Annotated in this window: 23 protein-coding genes; 14 read left to right on the top strand and 9 right to left on the bottom strand. The window is 67.2% G+C overall.

The window, feature by feature from the left end; all coding sequences use genetic code 11:
- The 6 genes from V7Q39_RS00745 to queG all read left to right on the top strand — a co-directional run.
- Positions 1-347: ABC transporter permease (locus V7Q39_RS00745; protein ID WP_333814283.1), on the top strand; the 347-nt coding region annotated here is incomplete at its 5' end.
- Complete coding sequence (locus V7Q39_RS00740) at positions 344-1,213, top strand: ABC transporter ATP-binding protein (protein ID WP_333814282.1); 870 nt, start codon at positions 344-346, stop codon at positions 1,211-1,213. The genes V7Q39_RS00745 and V7Q39_RS00740, both read left to right, overlap by 4 nt.
- A complete protein-coding gene (locus V7Q39_RS00735) occupies positions 1,206-2,006 on the top strand; it encodes an ATP-binding cassette domain-containing protein (protein ID WP_333814281.1) in 801 nt (266 codons plus the stop codon). Before V7Q39_RS00740 ends, V7Q39_RS00735 begins: the two co-directional genes overlap by 8 nt.
- A 70-nt stretch (positions 2,007-2,076) precedes the next feature.
- Complete coding sequence (gene mtgA, locus V7Q39_RS00730; protein WP_443082477.1) at positions 2,077-2,844, top strand: monofunctional biosynthetic peptidoglycan transglycosylase; 768 nt, start codon at positions 2,077-2,079, stop codon at positions 2,842-2,844.
- Between the two features lie 69 nt (positions 2,845-2,913).
- The gene (fzlA, locus tag V7Q39_RS00725; RefSeq protein ID WP_333814280.1) at positions 2,914-3,591 is read left to right on the top strand and encodes an FtsZ-binding protein FzlA; all 678 of its coding nucleotides are present in this window, start codon (positions 2,914-2,916) and stop codon (positions 3,589-3,591) included.
- A 48-nt stretch (positions 3,592-3,639) separates the two neighbouring features.
- Positions 3,640-4,674 (top strand): tRNA epoxyqueuosine(34) reductase QueG, encoded by a 1,035-nt coding sequence (gene queG / locus V7Q39_RS00720; RefSeq protein WP_333814279.1) that lies wholly within the window; start codon positions 3,640-3,642, stop codon positions 4,672-4,674.
- On the opposite strand, the gene V7Q39_RS00715 is transcribed toward queG, so the two are convergent.
- The 5 genes from V7Q39_RS00715 to V7Q39_RS00695 are packed head-to-tail and all read right to left on the bottom strand — an operon-like array spanning position 4,671 to position 9,152.
- Positions 4,671-5,438: an SDR family oxidoreductase gene (locus V7Q39_RS00715; protein WP_333814278.1), complete on the bottom strand. Its 768-nt coding sequence runs from the start codon at positions 5,436-5,438 to the stop codon at positions 4,671-4,673. The genes queG and V7Q39_RS00715 overlap by 4 nt on opposite strands.
- 3 nt (positions 5,439-5,441) lie before the next feature.
- Positions 5,442-6,716 carry an L-fuconate dehydratase gene (locus tag V7Q39_RS00710; protein ID WP_333814277.1) on the bottom strand — a complete coding sequence of 425 codons (1,275 nt, stop codon included), beginning with the start codon at positions 6,714-6,716 and terminating at the stop codon, positions 5,442-5,444.
- Positions 6,713-7,567, bottom strand: a complete 855-nt coding sequence (locus V7Q39_RS00705) for a fumarylacetoacetate hydrolase family protein (RefSeq protein ID WP_333814276.1) — start codon at positions 7,565-7,567, stop codon at positions 6,713-6,715. The genes V7Q39_RS00710 and V7Q39_RS00705 overlap by 4 nt, the downstream gene beginning before the upstream one ends.
- Positions 7,567-8,418, bottom strand: coding sequence for an amidohydrolase family protein (locus V7Q39_RS00700; RefSeq protein WP_333814275.1), 852 nt, complete (start codon positions 8,416-8,418; stop codon positions 7,567-7,569). Before V7Q39_RS00700 ends, V7Q39_RS00705 begins: the two co-directional genes overlap by 1 nt.
- Positions 8,418-9,152 carry an SDR family oxidoreductase gene (locus V7Q39_RS00695; RefSeq protein WP_333814274.1) on the bottom strand — a complete coding sequence of 245 codons (735 nt, stop codon included), beginning with the start codon at positions 9,150-9,152 and terminating at the stop codon, positions 8,418-8,420. Before V7Q39_RS00695 ends, V7Q39_RS00700 begins: the two co-directional genes overlap by 1 nt.
- Positions 9,153-9,307: 155 nt before the next feature.
- On the opposite strand from V7Q39_RS00695, the gene V7Q39_RS00690 reads away from it, so the two are divergent.
- On the top strand, positions 9,308-9,475 hold the full coding sequence (locus V7Q39_RS00690) for a hypothetical protein (RefSeq protein WP_333814273.1): 168 nt from the start codon (positions 9,308-9,310) through the stop codon (positions 9,473-9,475).
- 69 nt (positions 9,476-9,544) lie between these two features.
- On the opposite strand, the gene V7Q39_RS00685 is transcribed toward V7Q39_RS00690, so the two are convergent.
- Positions 9,545-9,976: a MarR family winged helix-turn-helix transcriptional regulator gene (locus V7Q39_RS00685; protein WP_333814272.1), complete on the bottom strand. Its 432-nt coding sequence runs from the start codon at positions 9,974-9,976 to the stop codon at positions 9,545-9,547.
- 109 nt (positions 9,977-10,085) lie between these two features.
- On the opposite strand from V7Q39_RS00685, the gene V7Q39_RS00680 reads away from it, so the two are divergent.
- Positions 10,086-10,514 carry an organic hydroperoxide resistance protein gene (locus V7Q39_RS00680; protein WP_333814271.1) on the top strand — a complete coding sequence of 143 codons (429 nt, stop codon included), beginning with the start codon at positions 10,086-10,088 and terminating at the stop codon, positions 10,512-10,514.
- Positions 10,515-10,541: 27 nt separating this feature from the next.
- Here V7Q39_RS00680 and V7Q39_RS00675 read toward each other — a convergent pair whose 3' ends face one another.
- Entirely contained in the window at positions 10,542-11,222 is a 681-nt protein-coding gene (locus V7Q39_RS00675) for a hypothetical protein (RefSeq protein WP_333814270.1), read from the bottom strand.
- A 175-nt stretch (positions 11,223-11,397) separates the two neighbouring features.
- Positions 11,398-12,264, bottom strand: coding sequence for a branched-chain amino acid aminotransferase (locus tag V7Q39_RS00670; protein WP_333814269.1), 867 nt, complete (start codon positions 12,262-12,264; stop codon positions 11,398-11,400).
- A gap of 141 nt (positions 12,265-12,405) precedes the next feature.
- On the opposite strand from V7Q39_RS00670, the gene V7Q39_RS00665 reads away from it, so the two are divergent.
- The 6 genes from V7Q39_RS00665 to dxs all read left to right on the top strand — a co-directional run bounded on the left by V7Q39_RS00665 (position 12,406) and on the right by dxs (position 17,652).
- A complete protein-coding gene (locus V7Q39_RS00665) occupies positions 12,406-12,900 on the top strand; it encodes a MarR family winged helix-turn-helix transcriptional regulator (RefSeq protein WP_333814268.1) in 495 nt (164 codons plus the stop codon).
- A complete protein-coding gene (locus V7Q39_RS00660; RefSeq protein WP_333814288.1) occupies positions 12,897-13,595 on the top strand; it encodes a response regulator in 699 nt (232 codons plus the stop codon). Before V7Q39_RS00665 ends, V7Q39_RS00660 begins: the two co-directional genes overlap by 4 nt.
- A 113-nt stretch (positions 13,596-13,708) precedes the next feature.
- On the top strand, positions 13,709-14,617 hold the full coding sequence (locus tag V7Q39_RS00655; protein ID WP_333814267.1) for a histone deacetylase family protein: 909 nt from the start codon (positions 13,709-13,711) through the stop codon (positions 14,615-14,617).
- Complete coding sequence (locus V7Q39_RS00650) at positions 14,614-14,853, top strand: exodeoxyribonuclease VII small subunit (RefSeq protein ID WP_333814266.1); 240 nt, start codon at positions 14,614-14,616, stop codon at positions 14,851-14,853. Before V7Q39_RS00655 ends, V7Q39_RS00650 begins: the two co-directional genes overlap by 4 nt.
- Complete coding sequence (locus V7Q39_RS00645; protein WP_443082476.1) at positions 14,850-15,719, top strand: polyprenyl synthetase family protein; 870 nt, start codon at positions 14,850-14,852, stop codon at positions 15,717-15,719. Before V7Q39_RS00650 ends, V7Q39_RS00645 begins: the two co-directional genes overlap by 4 nt.
- A gap of 19 nt (positions 15,720-15,738) precedes the next feature.
- Positions 15,739-17,652: a 1-deoxy-D-xylulose-5-phosphate synthase gene (dxs, locus tag V7Q39_RS00640; protein ID WP_333814265.1), complete on the top strand. Its 1,914-nt coding sequence runs from the start codon at positions 15,739-15,741 to the stop codon at positions 17,650-17,652.
- 33 nt (positions 17,653-17,685) lie between these two features.
- On the opposite strand, the gene pip is transcribed toward dxs, so the two are convergent.
- Positions 17,686-18,654, bottom strand: a complete 969-nt coding sequence (gene pip, locus V7Q39_RS00635) for a prolyl aminopeptidase (RefSeq protein ID WP_333814264.1) — start codon at positions 18,652-18,654, stop codon at positions 17,686-17,688.
- Between the last annotated feature and the right edge of the window lie 14 nt (positions 18,655-18,668).

Genomic DNA, 18,668 nt, shown 5'->3' with positions numbered 1-18,668 from the left:
TGGCGCAGGGGGCGATGGACTATGTCGCCTCGGCCCGCGTCGCCGGGCGCGGGCGGCTGGGGACGATGGTGCGGGAGATCCTGCCGAATGTGCTGCCGACCATCGTGGTCCTCCTCACGCTGGAAATGGGCATCGCCGTCATCGTCGAGGCGATCCTGAGTTTCGTGAACCTGTCGATCTCGACCGACGACCCCACCTGGGGCGGGATGATCGCCGAGGGGCGGACAAGCGTCCATCAGGCCTGGTGGGTGCTGGTCTTCCCGCTGGTCACGCTGTTTCTTACCGTCCTGTCCTTCAGCCAACTGGGCGAAGGGTTGAAGGACCGCTTCGATCCGGTGCTGCGATGAGCTTCCTGTCGGTCCAGAACCTTTCGGTCCGCCTGAAGAAAGGGCCGCCGCTTCTTCGCCGTGTGTCGCTGGAGGTGGCGGCGGGCGAGGTGCGCGGGCTGGTCGGCGAATCCGGCGCGGGCAAGTCGATGATCGGCAAGGCCGTGCTGGGCATCCTGCCGCCTTCGGTCGAGGTGACGGGGGGCGAGATCCTGCTGGACGGCGTGGACCTGCTGCGCCTGCCTCTGGCCGAACGGCGGCGGCGGATCGGGGCGCTGGCGGCGCTGATCCCGCAGGACCCGCTGACTGCGTTGAACCCCAGCCACCGGATCGGCCCGCAGATCACCGACCGGCTGGTCGATATCCTGGGCTGGACCCGCGCCGATGCCGAGGCCCGCGCCCGCGCACTGCTGGCCGAGGTGCAGATCCCCGATCCCGACCGGGTGCTGCGGTCCTATCCGCATGAGCTGTCGGGCGGGATGCGCCAGCGCATCCTGATCGCTTCGGCCTTCGCGGCCGAGCCGAAGCTGATCGTGGCGGATGAGCCCACCACGGCGCTGGACGTGACGGTGCAGAAACAGATCCTGAAGCTGATCGCCGGGATGCAGGCGCGGCATGGCACCGCGCTGCTGTTCGTCACGCATGACCTGGGGGTCGTCTCCAAGGTCTGCCAGCGGCTGTCAGTGCTTTATGCCGGGATGGTGGTCGAGGACACCTCGGTCGCCGATTTCTTCGCAGCGCCCCGCCATGCCTATTCCGCCGCCCTGCTTGCCGCGACGCCGAAATACACCGACCCCTCGGCCGGGCTGACCCCGGTGCCCGAGGCGGTGATCGCCGCGGTGCAGGCTGAAGTCGCCGCCTTCGACAGGGGTGGGGCGCATGGCTGATCTCTACAGCGTCCAGAACCTGCGCCTGTCGCTTGCCGACATGACCGCGAAGCCGCTGATGGGCGCCGCGCCGCTGATCGACATCCTGCATGGGCTGAGCTTCACCATCCCCAAGGGCGCCGTGGTGGGCATCGTCGGCGGGTCGGGGTCCGGCAAGTCGACTTTGGGCCGCGCGCTGGTGCGCCTTCTGGAACCGTCGGGCGGGGTCATCCACTTCGACGGCACCGACATCACCCATCTGACGGAGCGCGACCTGCGCCCGCTGCGGCGGCGGTTCCAGATGATCTTCCAGGATCCGATGTCCTCCCTCAACCCGCGCCACCGCGTCGGCACCATCATCGCCGAGCCGTTGCGCCTGCATGGTTTCGACGCGATTCCCGACCGGGTGGCGCGCGCGCTGGATCAGGTCGGCTTGCCGCGATCCTTCGCCGCGCGCTACCCGCACGAACTGTCCGGCGGCCAGCGCCAGCGCGTCGGCATCGCCCGCGCCATCGCGCTGGAGCCCGATTTCATTCTGGCCGACGAGATCGTCTCGGGTCTCGACGTCTCCAGCCAGGCGCAGGTTCTGAACCTTCTGGAGCAACTGGTCCGCGACCTGGGCCTGACGCTGGCCTTCATCAGCCACGACCTTTCCGTCATCCGGCGCCTGTGCCAGCGGACCATCGTGCTGTACCGGGGCCAGATCGTCGAGGACCGGCCCACCGCCGACCTTTTCGCCGATCCGCAGGCCGCCTACACGCGCGAGCTTCTGGACGCGATCCCCCTGCCCGATCCGGGTCAGGCCTGGGCGTAGACCGCGCTCCCGGACAACCCGCGCAAACGGGGGCTTGACGCGCCGCGCCGCGCCCCGTCCATGTAGGGCCATGACCGAGAAAGCCGTCGACAAGCCGACCGGGAAGGCCGGGGCCGCCCCGCGCAAGCGCAGGGCCAAGCCGGAAGCGCCCGCGCCGGTGCAGCGGTCGCGGATGCGGCGCGCGCTGAAATGGCTGGCGCGCGGGCTTGGCGCCGTTGCGGCCTTTTATGCGGTGCTGGTGCTACTGTTCAGCTTCGTCCCGCCGCCGATCAACCTGTATCAGCTGGGCGAGGCCTTGCGGTTGGGCGGGATCGACAAGGACTGGGTGCCATGGGAGGAGATCGCGCCGGTGATGGGCCGGTCGGCGGTGGCGGCGGAGGATGCGAATTTCTGCAACCACTGGGGCTTCGACATGGCCGCCATCCGTCAGGCGATCGACGCGGGCAGCAATCGGGGCGCCAGCACGATCAGCCAGCAGGTGGTGAAGAACGTCTTCCTGTGGCACGGGCGCAGCTGGGTGCGCAAGGCGATGGAGGCGGTGCTGACGCCGGTGGTGGAACTCGTCTGGTCGAAGCAGCGGATTCTGGAGGTTTATCTGAACGTTGCGGAATTCGACGACGGCGTCTTCGGCATACAGGCGGCGGCGCAGCATTATTTCGGCGTGGACGCGAAGGACTTGACGGCCCTGCAGGCGGCGCGGCTGGCCGCCATCCTTCCCAATCCGAAGGAGTGGAGCCCCTCGAAGCCGTCGACCTTCGTAAAGAGCCGGACGCGCAGCATCATCTCGGGCGCCGAGACCATTGCGGTGGACGGTCGTTCCGCCTGTTTCGACGGCTGAGGCGGGCCGGGGATTGAATTCCCGCCCTTGGCGCGGCAATGAGGGGGGAAGACCGGAGGCCGCCGCCCGATGAACCGCCCCTCGAACCGATTGTATCACGTTCCCCTCTCACCCTTCTGCCGCAAGGTGCGCCTGACGCTGGCGGAAAAGAAGATCGAAGTGGAGCTGGTCGAGGAGCGCTACTGGGAACCCTCGCCCGATTTCCTGCGCCGGAATCCGGCCGGGAAAGTGCCGATCCTGAAGATGGGCAACCGGGTGATGAGCGAAAGCCAGGCGATCTGCGAGTTCATCGAGGAACAGACGCCCGAGCCGCCGCTGATGCCGAAGGGAGCCGACGGACGCTATGAGGTGCGCCGCCTCTGCGCCTGGTTCGACGACAAGTTCCACAATGAGGTGACGTCGAAGCTGCTGTATGAACGGGTGAACAAGAAGGTCACCGGGCAGGGCTATCCGGATTCGCGGAATGTGAAGCTGGGGTCCACGCGGATCAAATATCACCTCGATTACATGGCCTGGCTTCTGGACCAGCGGCGCTGGCTGGCGGGGGATGCGATGACGCTGGCCGATTTCACCGCGGCGGCGCATCTGAGCTGTCTGGACTATATCAGCGACGTGGACTGGCATCGCCATGCCGTGCTGAAGGACTGGTATGCGAAGATCAAGTCGCGGCCCTCGTTCCGGCCGCTGCTGGCCGATCAGGTCTCGGGTTTCCCGCCAGCCCCCCACTATGCCGACCTGGATTTCTGAGTCCGACCCCCGGGGCGCTGCCCCGGACCCCGGGATATTTGGGCAAAGATGAAAGGGCTGACGAAAGAGCAGCTGGTGGCGCGGGCCCTGGAAGAGGGGTTCGTGAAAGTGGGGATCTGCCGGCCGGATGCGGTGCCCGAGGCGGCGGGGCGGCTCAGGGACTATTTGGCGGCGGGTCGCCATGGCCAGATGGGCTGGATGGCCGAGCGTGAAGGCTGGCGCGGGTCGGCGGCGGCTTTGTGGCCCGAGGCGCGGTCGGTGATCATGCTGGCCGAGGCCTATACGCCCGCGGGCGACCCGCTGGCCGGGCTGGCAGAGCGCGACCGGGGGGTGATCTCGGTCTATGCGCAGGGGAAGGATTACCACGATCTGGTGAAGCGGCGGCTGAAGCGTCTGGGGCGCTGGCTGATCGATGTCGCGGGGGGCGAGATCAAGGTCTTCGTCGATACGGCCCCGGTGATGGAGAAGCCGCTGGCGCAGGCGGCGGGGCTGGGCTGGCAGGGCAAGCACACCAACCTTTTGGGGCGCGATCTGGGGAGCTGGGTGTTTCTGGGGGCGATCTTCACCACGCTGGAATTCCCGCCGAATGCGCCGGAGATCAGCCATTGCGGCAGTTGCACCGCCTGCCTGGACATCTGCCCGACCAAGGCCTTTCCTGCGCCTTATCAACTGGATGCGCGGCGCTGCATCTCTTACCTGACCATCGAGCACAAGGGGCCTGTCGATACAGAGCTGCGGGCCGGTATGGGCAATCGTATATACGGCTGCGACGATTGCCTGGCGGCCTGCCCGTGGAACAAGTTCGCGGTGGCAGCGAAGGAGATGGGGTATCAGCCGAAGCATGGCCTGCCGGAGCTGGCGGAGCTGGCGATGCTGGACGATGCGGGGTTCCGGGAACGGTTCGCGGGGTCGCCGATCAAAAGGATCGGGCGCGACAGGTTCGTGCGAAATGTGCTTTATGCCATCGGCAACTCGGGCCTGCCGACCCTTGCGCCTGTTGCCGCGAGGCTGGTGGATGACACCGACCCCGCCGTCGCCGATGCGGCGCGCTGGGCGGTGGGGCGGCTGGGCGACGCGGTTTAGCCCGCGATGGCTCGGTCCAGGTGGGTGTAGCCGCCATCAGGGAAGAGCCATTGCCCGGTGGTATGCGAGGACCGGGGCGAGAGCAGGAAGACCACGGTATCCGCGATCTCGCGCGGGGTGGTCATCCGCTGGCCTAGGGGGATGCGGCGGGTGATCTCCGCCAGGCGCTCCTCGGGGTTGTCGAAGGTTTTCAGCCAGTTGGCATACAGCGGCGTCATCACCTCGGCGGGGATCACCGCGTTGACGCGGATGCCGTCCGCAAGGAAGGCGGCGGCCCATTCGCGGGTCAAGCCCAGCTGGGCAGCCTTGGCGGCGACATAGGCCGAAGTCGCGCCCTGCCCGGTCAGCGCAGTCTTGGACGAGACGTTGACGATGGCCCCCTTCGTGGCGCGCAGGTCGTCGGCCAGCAGGTGAACCAGCGTGTAGTAATGCACGAGGTTGCGGTCGAGGCTGTCGCGGAACGCCTGCGGCCCGGCCTCCAGCCCGATGGAATCATTGGCGCCTGCGTTGTTGACCAGTCCGTCGATCCGGCCGTGCCTTGCGCGGATTTCGCTGACAGCCCGGTGGCACTGGTCATCCTCGGCAAGGTCGGCCAGCACCACATCGGCGCGCGCAATCCCGGCCAGCCATGCGGCATCCGGCGCGCGGCGGGTCAGGACCACCGGGATCGCGCCTTCCTCGGCCAGCACCTCGCTGACTGCCGCCCCGATCCCGGAGCCGCCGCCCGTCACGATCACCACCTTGTCCTTCAGGCCAAGGTCCATCGCCTAGCCCCGGAACCGGTAGGTTTCGAGGCTTTCGGACCGCATCTGGATGGAGAATCCGGGTTGCGTGGGCGGCATGTAGGCGGCATTTCGGATCAGGCAGGGGTCCAGGAAATGTTCGTGCAGGTGGTCGACGAACTCGATCACCCGGCCCTCGCGCGTGCCGGCGATGCACAGGTAGTCGATCATCGACATGTGCTGGACATATTCGCAAAGGCCGACACCCCCGGCGTGCGGGCAGACCTTCAGCCCGTACTTCGCGGCCATCAGCATGACGGCCAGCACCTCGTTCAGGCCCCCCAGACGGCAGGCATCGACCTGCACCACGTCGATGGCGCCTTCCATGATGAACTGCTTGAACATGATGCGGTTCTGGCACATCTCGCCGGTCGCGACCTGCACCGGGGCGACGCCTTCGCGGATCTTGCGGTGCCCGGCCACGTCATCGGGCGAGGTCGGCTCTTCGATGAACCAGGGCTTCACGAAGGCCAGCTTCCTCACCCAGTCGATGGCCTGATCCACCTCCCAAACCTGGTTGGCGTCAATCATCAGGTTTACATCGGGTCCGACTTCATTGCGCGCGATGGTCAGGCGGCGCACATCATCCTGCAGATCGCGCCCGACCTTCATCTTGATGTAGTTGAACCCAGCATCCACCGCCTCGCGGCACAGCCGCCGCAGCTTGGCATCGTCATAGCCCAGCCAACCGGCAGAGGTGGTGTAGCAGGGGTAGCCCTCGGCCTTCAGGATGGCGACCCGCTCGGCCTTGGATGTCGCCTGCTCGGTCAGGAAGTCCAGCGCCCAGTCCGGGGTGATGCAGTCGGTCAGGTAGCGGAAGTCGATGCAGCGCACCAGCTCTTCGGGCGACATGTCGGCCACCAGCTGCCAGACCGGCTTGCCCTCCAGCTTGGCCCATAGGTCCCAGACCGCGTTGACCACGGCGCCTGTGGCCAGATGGATCGCGCCCTTGTCCGGGCCGATCCAGCGCAGCTGGCTGTCGCTGGTCACATGCCGCCAGAAGCGGCCCATGTCCTCGGCCACCCAGGCCATGTCGAGGCCGACGACCAGATGCCGCATCGCCTGGATGGCGGCCACCGCGATCTCGTTGCCGCGGCCGATGGTGAAGGTCAGTCCGTGGCCTTCCTGCGGGCCGTCGGTTTCGAGGATGACATAGGCGGCGGAATAGTCCGGGTCGGGGTTCATGGCGTCCGACCCGTCGAGGTGCTGCGAGGTCGGGAAGCGCACATCGACAGTGCGCAGGCCGGTGATCCTGGTCATGTCCGCACCACCTTTTGCGTCTGGGTGCCGAGGCCCTCGATGCCCAGCCGCATCACCTCGCCGCCCTTCAGGTAGACCGGGGGCTTCTGCCCAAGACCGACGCCGGGCGGGGTGCCGGTGGAGATCACGTCGCCCGGCTCCAGCGACATGAAGCGCGAGAGATAGGCGACAATATGCGCCACGCCGAAGATCATCGTCGCGGTAGAGCCGTTCTGGAAGCGCCTGGCATCGACGTCGAGCCACATCTTGAGATTGCCGATGTCGCCCGCTTCGTCGGGCGTCACCAGCCAGGGGCCGGTGGGGCCGAAAGTGTCGCAGCCCTTGCCCTTGTCCCAGGTGCCGCCGCGTTCGGTCTGGTATTCGCGTTCGGACACGTCATTGATCACGCAATAGCCGGCGACATGGGTCAGCGCGTTCGCCTCGTCGATGTATTTGCCGCCGGTGCCGATGACGACGCCCAGCTCCACCTCCCAGTCTGTCTTGACCGAGCCGCGGGGAATTTCGACATCATCGTCCGGGCCGCACATGGCGGTGATCCATTTGTTGAAGACCACGGGTTCGGACGGAATCGCCGCGCCGGTCTCGGCGGCGTGGTCGGCGTAGTTGAGGCCGATGCAGATGAACTTGCGGGTGCCGCCGACGCAGGGACCGAGGCGGAGGTCCTTCTGCGGTGTGCCGGGGACGAGCGGCAGGTTGACCGGGTCGAGCGCGGCGAGGCGTTTCAGGCTGTCGGGCGACAGCGCCGCCCCGCCGATGTCGGCGACATGGGCCGACAGGTCACGGACCTGGCCGTTTGCGTCGAGAAGGCCGGGTTTCTCGGCGCCCTTGGGCCCGTAGCGCAGGAGTTTCATCAGGTATCCCCTTCCAGTCCGTAGAATGTGATGGCGTTGCCGCCGAGGATGGCGGCGCGTTCGGTTGGCGTCAGGCCTTCGAGCAGGCGGTCGGTGAGCTGTTCCCAGACCTGATGCGTGGCGGCGAGGGTCAGGACCGGCCAGTCCGAGCCCCAGAGCAGGCGGTCGGGGCCGAAGAGGTGCAGCACCTGATCCACCACCGGGCGCATCGCGGCGAGCGCGATTTCAGGCTGGCGGAGGGCTTCGGGCAGTTCGGTCATCAGGCCGGAAAGTTTGCAATGGACATGCGGGAAAGCGGCCATCGCCGCCATGCCTTCGGCCCAGGCGGGTTGGGGTGAGTCCATCCGGGGCTTGGCGCAATGGTCGATGATCAGCGGCAGGTCGGGCCAGCTGGCGGTGAAACGCGCCAGATGCGGCAGGTGGCGGGTGAGGACCAGCGCATCGAAGCGGAGACCAAGGTCCTGGACGGCGCGGAGGGTTGCGGGGGCGGGACGGGTGAGGATCCAATCGTCCTCGGGCAGGTCCTGCAGCATCGGGCGGATGCCCTTGAGGCGCGGGTTGCGGGCGAGATCGGCGAGGGTTTCCGTGGTTTCGGGGCGGGCAAGGTCGACCCAGCCGACAACGCCCGCGATCTGGGGATTCAGGGCGGCGAGGTCGAGGAGGTAGCGCGTCTCGGCCACAGAATCCGCCGCCTGCACCGCGACGACGCGGCGGGTGCCGTTCAGCCCGGCGAGGTCATCGGGGGTGAAGACCCGGCGCAGGGGGTCCAGCGCGGGCGGTCCCGCATCGAGCCAGCCATAGTCGCCCCGCGCGGGGTCCCAGAAATGGCAATGGGCGTCGATGCGGATCATCAGATCGTGCAGCCGCCGTCGACGAGGCAGGCCTGGCCGGTGACGAAGCGGCTTTCGTCCGAGAGCAGGAAGACGACCATCGGGGTGATGTCGTCGGTGGTGGCGAGGCGTCCCATCGGCTGGCGGGCGATGAAGTCCTTCTCGGCCTGCACCGGGTCGGCGGCAGAGGCGATCCGGCCGCGAAGCGAGGGGGTGTCGACCGTGCCGGGGCAGAGCGCGTTGCAACGCAGGCCCGTCTTCACGAAATCGACGGCGATGGCCTTGGTCAGGCCGATCACGGCGGCCTTGGTGGCGCCGTAAAGGGTGCGGTTCGGGAAGCCTTTGATCGAGGAGGCCATCGAGGCCATGTTCAAAAGCGATGCGGTGCCGGTTTCCTGCGCTCGCTCCAGCATCCCCGGCAGGAGGGCGCGGCAGGTGCGGAGCATGGATTTCACGTTCAGGTCGAAGGAGAAGTCCCAGTCCTTGTCAGTCACGTCCAGGATGGTGCCGTTTGCCACGAAGCCCGCGCAGTTGAAAAGGCCGTCGAGCGGGGGAAGGCGGTCGCGCAGGGCGAGGACCGCGGCGTCGCTGGTGACGTCGAGGGCGTGGGTCTCCATGTCGAGACCGGCGAGGAGGTTCGCGTCGCGGTCGGTGGCGATGACCCGGGCGCCCTCGGCGGCGCAGGCCTGTGCGCTGGCGCGGCCGATGCCCTGGCCCGCCGCCGTGATCAGGATGGTCTTGCCCTTCAGCCGCATGTTTCCCCCCGTCGCTGTTCGAGGTGAGACTAGTCGCGCAGGAACCGGCAGAGCAAGCCGTTCTCGGCGGGTTCGTGCCGGGGCGAGGGCGCTACGGGGTTGGCGGGAGGGCGATTCGGGTGCAAGCTGACCGGAAGCAACCTTGGGAGGAGAGCATGAGCCGTCATCTTGCCGATCATCGCGCCCGGTCGACCGGGGGTCGGGTGAAGCATTTCCTGCGGCTGGCCCGCACCCCGAAGGAGACCTGGCAGCGGCCCAGAGGAGCTTCGGGATCGACGCGGCTGGTGCAGTTCCTGCGCATCGAACGGGGCCGCACCGCCTGACTGCCCGCGCGCGGGCAGTTCCTTGAGGCGAGCAAGATCAAGAACTTGCTTGCGGGCGTTAGGGTTTTGTCAACCTTTGGCCGGTTTCAGCCTGTCGCGCAGCGCGGCAAGGATATCGCGCAGGTCGGCAAGTTCCGATTGCTGAAACCCGGTCTTCTCGGCAAAGGCGCGAGGCACCCCGGCGGCGCGGGCCGCAAGATCGCGTCCGGCCTCGGTCAGGGACAGGCGGACCTGGCGTTCGTCCTTGCTGTCACGGTTGCGGTGCACCCAGCCTGCGCTTTCCATCCGCTTGAAGAGAGGCGTCAGAGTGTTCGAGTCGAGCCGCACCTCGGCGCCAAGCTGCCCGACCGTCTGCCCATCGCGGGCGTTCAGCGAGGTCAGCACAAGATATTGCGGATAGGTCAGGCCCAGAGGCTGCAACAGCGGCGCATAGGCCGCGTGCATCGCATGAGAGGCGGAGTGCAACGCAAAGCAGAGCATGTCGGGCGGGGCGAGGGTCATGCGGGCAGTTTATATCGCGTGCGATGGAAACTCAAGCGGGTTGACAACGGGTCGATTCTGTTGCAGAAAAATCGTGCACGATTTAATCGCTTACGATAAGGAGAATGCCATGTCTGTAGATGCGAAATACTGGACCGAAGCCAAAGCCACCGGCGGCGGCCGCAATGGCGTGTCGGGGCTGGTGAATGGTCAGCTGACCATCACCCACGCCAGTCCGAAGGACCTGGGCGGGTCGGGCCTTGGCCATAACCCGGAAGAGCTGTTCGCCGTGGGTTATTCGGCCTGCTATCTGGGCGCGATGCGCTTTGCCGCGCAGAGCGAAAAGCTGGGCACGGTGCCGGACAATGCCACAGTGAACGCGCATGTCGGGATCGGGCCGCGGTCGGACGGCGGCTTCGGGCTGAAGGTGAAGCTGGTGGTGACGATGCCGGGCGTCGACCGGGCGGTGGCGGAGAAGATCGCCGAGCGCGGTCATTTCATCTGCCCCTATTCCAATGCGACGAAGGGCAATATCGAGGTCACGACCGAAATCGCCTGACGGAAAGCGTCGGGTCCGGCCGGGGGCTTAAAGCCCCGGCAGGGTGAGCACGAAGGCGGTGGCGTAGCTGGCGACGACCATCTCGCCCCCGTCCTCGAAGAGCGAGAAGAGCGGGGGCAGCACTCCGGCAAGGAAGGTGTCCTTGCTGGCGAGGCTGATCAGCTGGTGCACGAAGTCCAGGAAGACGCCGAAAAACACCAGGCCCAGGATGATCCAGAGGAAGCGGATGCTGAGTGCGCGGGCCAAGGGCCCGTGCCGGGTGAAGAGCGTTGCGGTCAGCATCGCCGCCGCAAGGCCCATCGCGCCGAAGACCACAAGCTCGGAGATATCCTCACCTTCTGACCGAAGGCTGGGCGGATAGGGGATGATGTCCCACAGGATGAGGCCCAACCTTTCGTGTATCTGCAGCGAATCGTCGATCAGGATGATGAGGAAGACCAGCGCCCAGCGGAACGGCACCGACCAGCGGTCCCGGATCGACAGCCAGGTCAGGGCCACGATGATCACCAGCCATTTCACATAGCCGACAAGCTCGGGCAGGGCGTCGTCGCGGGTGATCTTGAGAAACGGCGGGACCTCGACGATCCAGCCGGCCTTTTCGGCCGAGAAGGCAACGAGGTCGGTCAGGATGAAGGCCAGGTCCACCGCGAGGATCGCGAGCAGGAGGGCCCGGAAGGAAAGGGTGATGATCGGGAATGGCCGATCCATTGCAGGCTCCGCAGGCGGCAGATGGGTCGTGTGCGCCGAAGATGCACCAGCCCCCAAACACACGCGAAAGGCAATGAAAATAAAGGTGAACGATGGCAGCGCGCGATTGGGTGTGCGCGCGCTGCCATGGTGCTGGTCGGGGGGCCGCAGCGGGCGGCCCCCGGCGATGCAGGGATCAGGCGCGGACGAGCTGTTCGTATGCGGTGGCGACGCGTTTCGTCAGATCGCCCACCTCGAAGGTCCAGTCGCCGATCTGGCCCACCGGCGTGACCTCGGCGGCGGTGCCGGTCAGCCAGCACTGTTCGAACGTCGCCAGTTCCTCGGGCTTGATATGGCGTTCGTGCACCTTGATCTGCATGTCCCTGAGCATCCCGATCACGGTCTGCCGGGTGATGCCGTTCAGGATGCAGTCCGGGTCGGGGGTGTGCACCTCGCCGTCCTTGACGAAGAAGATGTTGGCGCCCGTCGCCTCGGCCACATAGCCGCGGTAGTCGTAGAAGAGCGCGTCGGAGCAGCCCTTTTCCATCGCTGCGTGCTTGGACATGGTGCAGATCATGTAAAGCCCGGCGGCCTTGGCGGCGGTGGGGATGGTCTCGGGCGAGGGGCGTTTCCACTTGGCGATGTCGAGCTTGGCGCCCTTCATCTTGGCGTCGCCGTAATAGGCCCCCCAGGACCAGCAGGCGACGGCCAGCCGTACCGGGTTGCCAAGCGAGGCGACGCCCATTTCGTCGCCCGCGCCACGGAAGGCGACGGCGCGAATGTAGGCGTCGGTCAACCCGTTGGCTTTCAGCACGGCTTCCTTGGCGGCGTCGATCTCTTCGGCGGTATAGGGGATCGGCATGTCGAGCAGGCGCCCGGATTCCAGGAGGCGCAGCGAATGTTCGTGGCCCTTGAAGATCTTGCCGTTGTAGCAGCGCTCGCCCTCGAAGACCGAGGAGGCGTAGTGCAGGGCATGGGTCAGGATGTGGACGTTCGCGGAACGCCATTCCACCAGCTTGCCATCCATCCAGATGAACCCGTCGCGATCGTCATACCCAGCCATTCCAGCCTCCATCTTTGCGAAAGTTGCGCCTGAAAGGTCCGCTTCGGACAGATTCTTGCGCGAAATCGGGGGAGAGTTACGGGTTCGTGCTTGGAAAGTCAACAAGGCTGACGTAAATTCATCGCGACGAGGGAGGCGTGTATGGCCGAGACACCGGGCGGGGAAAGCCTGCTGTTCCTGACGGACGAGCAGTTGCGCAAGGGGATCGAGGCGATGTTCTTCGCCTATCGCGGCTTCACGGCGGATCCCGACCGGATTTTGGAGGGCATGGACTATGGCCGGGCGCATCACCGGGCGATCCATTTCATCCATCGCTCGCCGGGGACGACGGTCTCGAACCTCTTGTCGATCCTCGGGGTCACGAAGCAATCGTTGAATCGGGTGTTGCGCACCTTGATCGAGGATGGCCTTGTGCGAAGTGAAAAGGGCAAGGCGGATGCGCGGGAGCGGCATCTGCATCTGACGGACAAGGGACAGATGCTGGAGCGGGAATTGTCGGACGCGCAGCGGGCGCGGATGCGGGCGGCCTACCGGGCGGCGGGGCCGCAGGCGGTGGCGGGCTTCCGGCAGGTGCTGGAGGCGATGATGGACCCGGAGATGCGGCGCCAGTACAACCGCCTGAAGGAGGGTGGCTGATGGTCCCCGATGCTCATCTTCTGATCGTGGATGACGACGAGCGCATCCGGGGGCTGTTGCAGAAGTTCCTGATGCGGAACGGTTTCCTGGTGTCTGTCGCGCGCGATGCTTCGCAGGCGCGGAAGATCCTGGCGGGGCTGGAGTTCGACATGATCGTCATGGACGTGATGATGCCGGGCGAGGACGGGGTGACGCTGACGCGCGAGCTGCGGAAGCGGATGTCGACGCCGATCCTGCTGCTGACGGCGCGGGGGGAGACGGCGAACCGGATCGAAGGGCTGGAGGCGGGGGCGGACGACTATCTGGTGAAGCCGTTCGAGCCGAAGGAATTGCTGCTGCGGATCAACGCGATCCTGCGGCGGGTGCCGACGGCGCGGGTGGCCGAACCGGTGCGGCAGGTGATCCATCTGGGGGCGGTGCGCTATGACCTCGACCGGGGCGAGATGTGGCGGGGGGAGGCTCCGGTGCGGCTGACGGCGACCGAGGCGCAGCTGATGCGGATCTTCGCGGCGGCGCCGGGGGTGGCGCTGAGCCGGGAGAAGCTGGTGAGCGAGGCCGGCGGCGAGGAGGCGGCGCAGGAGCGGGCGGTGGACGTGCAGATCACCCGCCTGCGCCGGAAGATCGAGGACGACCCGAAGGCCCCGCGCTATCTGCAGACGGTGCGGGGCGAGGGCTATATGTTGCAGCCGGATTGAGCTGTGGCTGGCGGTGGACCGGGGGCCAGCCCCCCGCGTCCACGGTTTCTAGAACCGGTGGCGCAACCTTGAACGCACCCGGGATATCTATGGACAGAAAATGAGGCTGGACGGTGTTTGTCTTCACGCATGAGGCGTTTCGGGACCATGTGACCCCTCCGGGCCATCCCGAGCGGGTGGCGCGGCTGGGGGCGGTGGAGCGGGGGCTGCAAGGGATACCGGCGGAGCGGCGGGACTGTCCGCCGGGCGAGGAGGCGGAGGTGCTGCGGTGCCATCCGGCGGGGTATCTGGCGCGGGTGAAGGCGGCGGTGCCGAAGGAGGGCTGGGCGCAGCTGGATGGGGATACGTTCCTGTCGCCGGGTTCATATGAGGCGGCGATGCGCGCGGTCGGAGGGATCTGCGCCGCCGTCGATGCGGTGGTGTCGGGCGAGGCGAAGACGGCCTTCGTGGCGGGCCGGCCGCCGGGGCACCATGCGGAGCGGGAAACCGCGATGGGGTTCTGCCTGTTCGGGGCGGTGGCGATCGGCGCGAAGCGGGCGCTGGATCATCATGGGCTGAAGCGCGTGGCCATCGTGGATTTCGACGTGCATCATGGCAACGGGACGCAGGATTTGCTGTGGGACGAGGGGCGCTGCCTGTTCGTCTCCTCCCACCAGATGCCGCTGTATCCGGGGACCGGTCGGCCCGAGGAGCGGGGCGCGCAGGGGCAGATATTGAATCTGCCGCTGCAGGGGGGGTCGGGCGGGGCCGCAATGCGCGACGTATATACGCGGCAGGTGTTCCCGGCGCTGGCGGAATGGCAGCCGGAGTTGCTGCTGATCTCCGCCGGGTTCGATGCCCATGCCGACGATCCGCTGGCGGGGCTGGAATGGCAGGCGGAGGATTATCGCTGGCTGACCGACAAGCTTTGCGATTTCGCCGGGGGGCGGGTGGTGTCCTCGCTGGAGGGGGGCTATCATCTTGAGGCGCTGGCGGCCTCGGTCGCGGCGCATGTCGCAGTGCTGGAGGAGCGGGGCCGATGACCGACAAACCGATCGACGCGATGAGCTTCGAGGAAGCGATGGCCGCGCTGGAGCAGGTCGTGGGCGCGCTGGAGCGCGGGGAAGTGCCGCTGGAACAATCGATTGCGCTGTATGAACGTGGGGCGGCGCTGAAGGCGCATTGCGCGAAGAAGCTGGCGGAAGCCGAAGAGAAGGTGGAGCTGATCCGGGCGCAGGAAGGGCGCGCGGTGGGGACGGCGCCGGCGGAGGGGATGTGAATTTTCCCGACAGGCTGGCGGCGGATGCGGCCTTGTGCGACGCCCGGTTGCGGACCGCTTTGGAAGGCCGGGCCGACCAGCCGGTGACAGCGGCGATGCGCTATGCCGTGAGAGGCGGCAAGCGGCTGCGCGGCTTTCTGGTGCTGGAAGGCGCGCGGATGCTGGGGGTTTCGGAAGACCGGGCGGTGAGCGCGGCAGCGGCGGTCGAGGCGCTGCATGCCTATAGCCTTGTGCATGACGACCTGCCCTGCATGGATGACGACGACCTGCGCCGGGGTCAGCCGACGGTGCATCGGAAATGGGACGAGGCCACGGCAGTTCTGGCGGGGGATGCGCTTCAGACGCTGGCCTTCGAGCTGCTGTGCGATCCGGCGCTGGGGCCTGCCGAGGTGCGGATGGCGCTGGTTTCCGGGCTTGCCAAAGCCTCGGGCATCGACGGGATGGTGCTGGGGCAGGCTTTGGACATCACGGCGGAGACGGCGGAACGCCAGCTGACGCTGGAGGAGATCACCGCCTTGCAGGCGGGCAAGACCGGGGCGCTGATCGGCTTTGCGGCGGAAGCGGGGGCGGTGCTTGCCGGGGCGGACCCGCAGCCCTTGCGGCGCTATGCCGCCGCGCTGGGCCTTGCCTTCCAGATCGCCGACGACATTCTGGACGTGACGGGCGACGAGGCGCGGACCGGCAAGCGGGTGGGCAAGGATGCCGGCGCGGGCAAGGCCACCTTCGTCTCGCTGCTGGGTCTGGAGGGAGCCAGGGCGCGGGCGGCGGCGTTGGTACAGGAGGCCGAGGCGGCGCTGGCCGGGTATGGAAACCGTGCGGCCAACTTGATTGCGGCGGCGCGCTTCGTTATCGCGCGGGACAAGTGATGGCCCGAAGGCAGGCATGATGACCGACCGACCCGCTACCCCCTTGCTCGACCGCGTGACCGTGCCTTCGGACCTGAAGGCGCTGTCGGACCGCGAGTTGCACCAGCTGGCGGGCGAGTTGCGGGCCGAGACGATCTCGGCCGTGTCGGTGACCGGTGGGCATCTGGGCGCGGGTCTGGGCGTGGTGGAGCTGACGGTGGCGCTGCATGCCGTCTTCGACACGCCGCGCGACAAGCTGATCTGGGATGTCGGCCACCAATGCTATCCGCACAAGATCCTGACCGGGCGGCGCGACCGCATCCGCAGTCTGCGGATGGAGGGGGGGCTTTCGGGCTTCACCAAGCGGTCGGAAAGCCCCTACGACCCGTTCGGGGCGGCGCATAGTTCGACCTCGATCAGCGCGGCGCTGGGCTTTGCGGTGGCGGCCGACCTGGGTGGCGATCCGGGCGATGCGATTGCGGTCATCGGGGATGGGGCGATGTCGGCGGGCATGGCCTTCGAGGCGATGAACAATGCTGGGCATCTGGGCAAGCGGCTGTTCGTCATCCTGAACGACAACGAGATGTCCATCGCGCCGCCGGTGGGGGCTTTGTCGGCCTATTTGAGCGGACTTTACGCCGCGCCACCGATGCAGGACCTGAAGCAGGTGGCCAAGGGTCTGGTGGGGCTGCTGCCCTCGCCGTTTCAGGAGGGGGCGAAGCGGGCCAAGGACATGCTGAAGGGCATGGCCGTCGGCGGGACGTTGTTCGAGTCGCTGGGGTTCGAATATGTGGGACCCATCGACGGGCATGATCTGGACCAGCTTCTGCCGGTCTTGCGCACGGTGAAGGCGCGGGCCACGGGGCCGGTGCTGATTCATGTGCTGACGCAGAAGGGCAAGGGCTATGCCCCGGCGGAAGCGGCGCGGGACAAGGGGCACGCGACGGGCAAGTTCGACGTGCTGACCGGGGTGCAGGTGAAGGCGGCGTCGAACGCGCCGAGCTATACCAAGGTCTTCGCGCAGTCTTTGGTGGCCGAGGCGGAGCGCGACGAGAAGATCGTCGCGGTGACGGCGGCGATGCCGGATGGGACCGGGCTGGACCTGTTCGCCGGGCGGTTCCCGAAGCGCTGCTTCGACGTGGGGATCGCGGAACAGCACGCGGTGACCTTCAGCGCGGGGCTGGCGGCGGGCGGGCTGAAGCCCTTCTGCGCGATCTATTCCACCTTTCTGCAACGCGGTTACGATCAGGTTGTGCATGATGTGGCGATCCAGCGCCTGCCGGTGCGTTTTGCGATCGACCGGGCCGGGTTGGTGGGGGCCGACGGGGCGACCCATGCCGGGGCTTTCGACATCGGCTTCCTGTCGAACCTGCCGGGCATGGTGGTGATGGCGGCGGCCGACGAGGCCGAGCTGGTGCATATGGTGGCGACGGCTGCGGCGCATGATGCGGGGCCGATTGCCTTCCGCTATCCCCGCGGCGAGGGGGTGGGGGTCGACCTGCCCTCACGCGGCGTGCCGCTGGAGATCGGCAAGGGCCGGGTGCTGCGCGAGGGGTCGCGGGTGGTGATCCTGTCCTTCGGGACGCGGCTGGCGGAGAGTTTGAAGGCGGCGGAGGCCCTGGCGGCGCGGGGCGTGTCGGTGACGGTGGCCGATGCGCGGTTTGCCAAGCCGCTGGACCGCGACCTGGTGCTGCGGCTGGCGCGCGGGCATGAGGCGCTGGTGACGGTGGAAGAGGGCGCGGTGGGCGGCTTCGGGTCGCATGTCGCGCAGCTGCTGGCCGAGGAAGGGGTGTTCGACCGGGGGCTGAAGTTCCGCTCGCTGGTGCTGCCGGATGTGTTCATCGACCAGGCGTCGCCGGAAGCGATGTACCGGGTGGCCGGGCTGGATGCGGCGCATATCGAGGCGAAGGTGCTGGAAGCGCTGGGCGTCGCGGTGGTGGGGAAGCTGGCGTAGGTGTTGGCGGAAAGGTGCGTGCGAGCACGTACCCTACGCGCGGAGGGTGTCCATCACCCGGACCAGCGCTTCGCTGATCCCCGGTTCTGACAGGGCATGTCCGGCCAGCGGGACCATCTTCAGATCGCAGTTCTGCCACCCCTGCGCCAGCGACCAGGCGGCTTGCGGGGGGCAGATCATGTCGTAGCGGCCCTGGACGATGGTGGCGGGGATGTGCTCGATACGCCCCCGTTCGCGCAGGATCCAGCCGTCGTAATCCAGGAAGCCGGCGTTCTGGAAATAGTGGTTTTCCAGCCGGGCAAAGGCGCGGGCGTAGTCGGAGGGGCTTTCGCCCAGCGCGCCTTCGTTCTGGATCGAGGCGAGGGCGTTTTCCCAGTTGGCCCAGATGCGGCCGTAGCGTGTCTCCTCGACAAGGTTGCCGGAGAAGAGGCGGCGGTGGTAGGCGGCGATGAGGTCGGCGCGTTCCTCCGGCGGGATGACCTCGACGAAGCGGGACCAGAGGTCGGGGAAGAAGGCCCCTGCCCCGCCGCCGTAGAACCACTGAAGCTCGGCGCGGGTCATCAGGAAGACGCCGCGCAATACCAGATGCGCCACGCGGTCGGGGTGGGTGAGGGCGTAGATCAGGGCCAGTGTCGCGCCCCAACTGCCGCCGAAGGCGGTGAAGCGGTCGATGCCGAGGGTGGTGCGGATCGTCTCGACATCCCGCACCAGATGCCAGGTGGTGTTGGCGGTGACGCTGGCATGGGGGCGGGACCGCCCGCAGCCGCGCTGGTCGAAGAGGACGACGCGGTAGTACCTCGGATCGAAGTAGCGCCGCATGGCCGGGGAACAGCCGCCGCCGGGGCCGCCGTGGAAGACGATGACCGGCTTGCCGTTCGGATGGCCGCATTGTTCCACATAGACCCGGTGGCCGTCGCCCATGTCGATCACCCGCTGATCGAAGGGGTCGATCGGCGGGTAAAGGTATTCGACTGCGCGCTTTTGACCTGATCTCTGATCCATCATTGACCTATATA

The organism is Tabrizicola sp. (assembly GCF_036781545.1).
Taxonomy (GTDB): Bacteria; Pseudomonadota; Alphaproteobacteria; order Rhodobacterales; family Rhodobacteraceae; genus Tabrizicola.
The sequence above is the reverse complement of the archived record's forward strand: the minus strand, read 5'-3'. Positions and strand labels throughout refer to the sequence as shown.

Bases quoted from the DNA above. Each gene is read 5' to 3' on its own strand.
- V7Q39_RS00665 (WP_333814268.1), top strand. From the start codon at position 12,406: ATGGCCGAGACACCGGGCGGGGAAAGCCTGCTGTTCCTGACGGACGAG.
- V7Q39_RS00685 (WP_333814272.1), bottom strand. From the start codon at position 9,976: ATGACCCTCGCCCCGCCCGACATGCTCTGCTTTGCGTTGCACTCCGCC.
- V7Q39_RS00735 (WP_333814281.1), top strand. From the start codon at position 1,206: ATGGCTGATCTCTACAGCGTCCAGAACCTGCGCCTGTCGCTTGCCGAC.
- V7Q39_RS00680 (WP_333814271.1), top strand. From the start codon at position 10,086: ATGTCTGTAGATGCGAAATACTGGACCGAAGCCAAAGCCACCGGCGGC.
- mtgA (WP_443082477.1), top strand. From the start codon at position 2,077: ATGACCGAGAAAGCCGTCGACAAGCCGACCGGGAAGGCCGGGGCCGCC.
- V7Q39_RS00740 (WP_333814282.1), top strand. From the start codon at position 344: ATGAGCTTCCTGTCGGTCCAGAACCTTTCGGTCCGCCTGAAGAAAGGG.
- V7Q39_RS00690 (WP_333814273.1), top strand. From the start codon at position 9,308: ATGAGCCGTCATCTTGCCGATCATCGCGCCCGGTCGACCGGGGGTCGG.
- V7Q39_RS00715 (WP_333814278.1), bottom strand. From the start codon at position 5,438: ATGGACCTTGGCCTGAAGGACAAGGTGGTGATCGTGACGGGCGGCGGC.
- V7Q39_RS00705 (WP_333814276.1), bottom strand. From the start codon at position 7,567: ATGAAACTCCTGCGCTACGGGCCCAAGGGCGCCGAGAAACCCGGCCTT.
- pip (WP_333814264.1), bottom strand. From the start codon at position 18,654: ATGGATCAGAGATCAGGTCAAAAGCGCGCAGTCGAATACCTTTACCCG.
- queG (WP_333814279.1), top strand. From the start codon at position 3,640: ATGAAAGGGCTGACGAAAGAGCAGCTGGTGGCGCGGGCCCTGGAAGAG.
- dxs (WP_333814265.1), top strand. From the start codon at position 15,739: ATGACCGACCGACCCGCTACCCCCTTGCTCGACCGCGTGACCGTGCCT.
- V7Q39_RS00695 (WP_333814274.1), bottom strand. From the start codon at position 9,152: ATGCGGCTGAAGGGCAAGACCATCCTGATCACGGCGGCGGGCCAGGGC.
- V7Q39_RS00700 (WP_333814275.1), bottom strand. From the start codon at position 8,418: ATGATCCGCATCGACGCCCATTGCCATTTCTGGGACCCCGCGCGGGGC.
- V7Q39_RS00710 (WP_333814277.1), bottom strand. From the start codon at position 6,716: ATGACCAGGATCACCGGCCTGCGCACTGTCGATGTGCGCTTCCCGACC.
- fzlA (WP_333814280.1), top strand. From the start codon at position 2,914: ATGAACCGCCCCTCGAACCGATTGTATCACGTTCCCCTCTCACCCTTC.
- V7Q39_RS00650 (WP_333814266.1), top strand. From the start codon at position 14,614: ATGACCGACAAACCGATCGACGCGATGAGCTTCGAGGAAGCGATGGCC.
- V7Q39_RS00670 (WP_333814269.1), bottom strand. From the start codon at position 12,264: ATGGCTGGGTATGACGATCGCGACGGGTTCATCTGGATGGATGGCAAG.
- V7Q39_RS00675 (WP_333814270.1), bottom strand. From the start codon at position 11,222: ATGGATCGGCCATTCCCGATCATCACCCTTTCCTTCCGGGCCCTCCTG.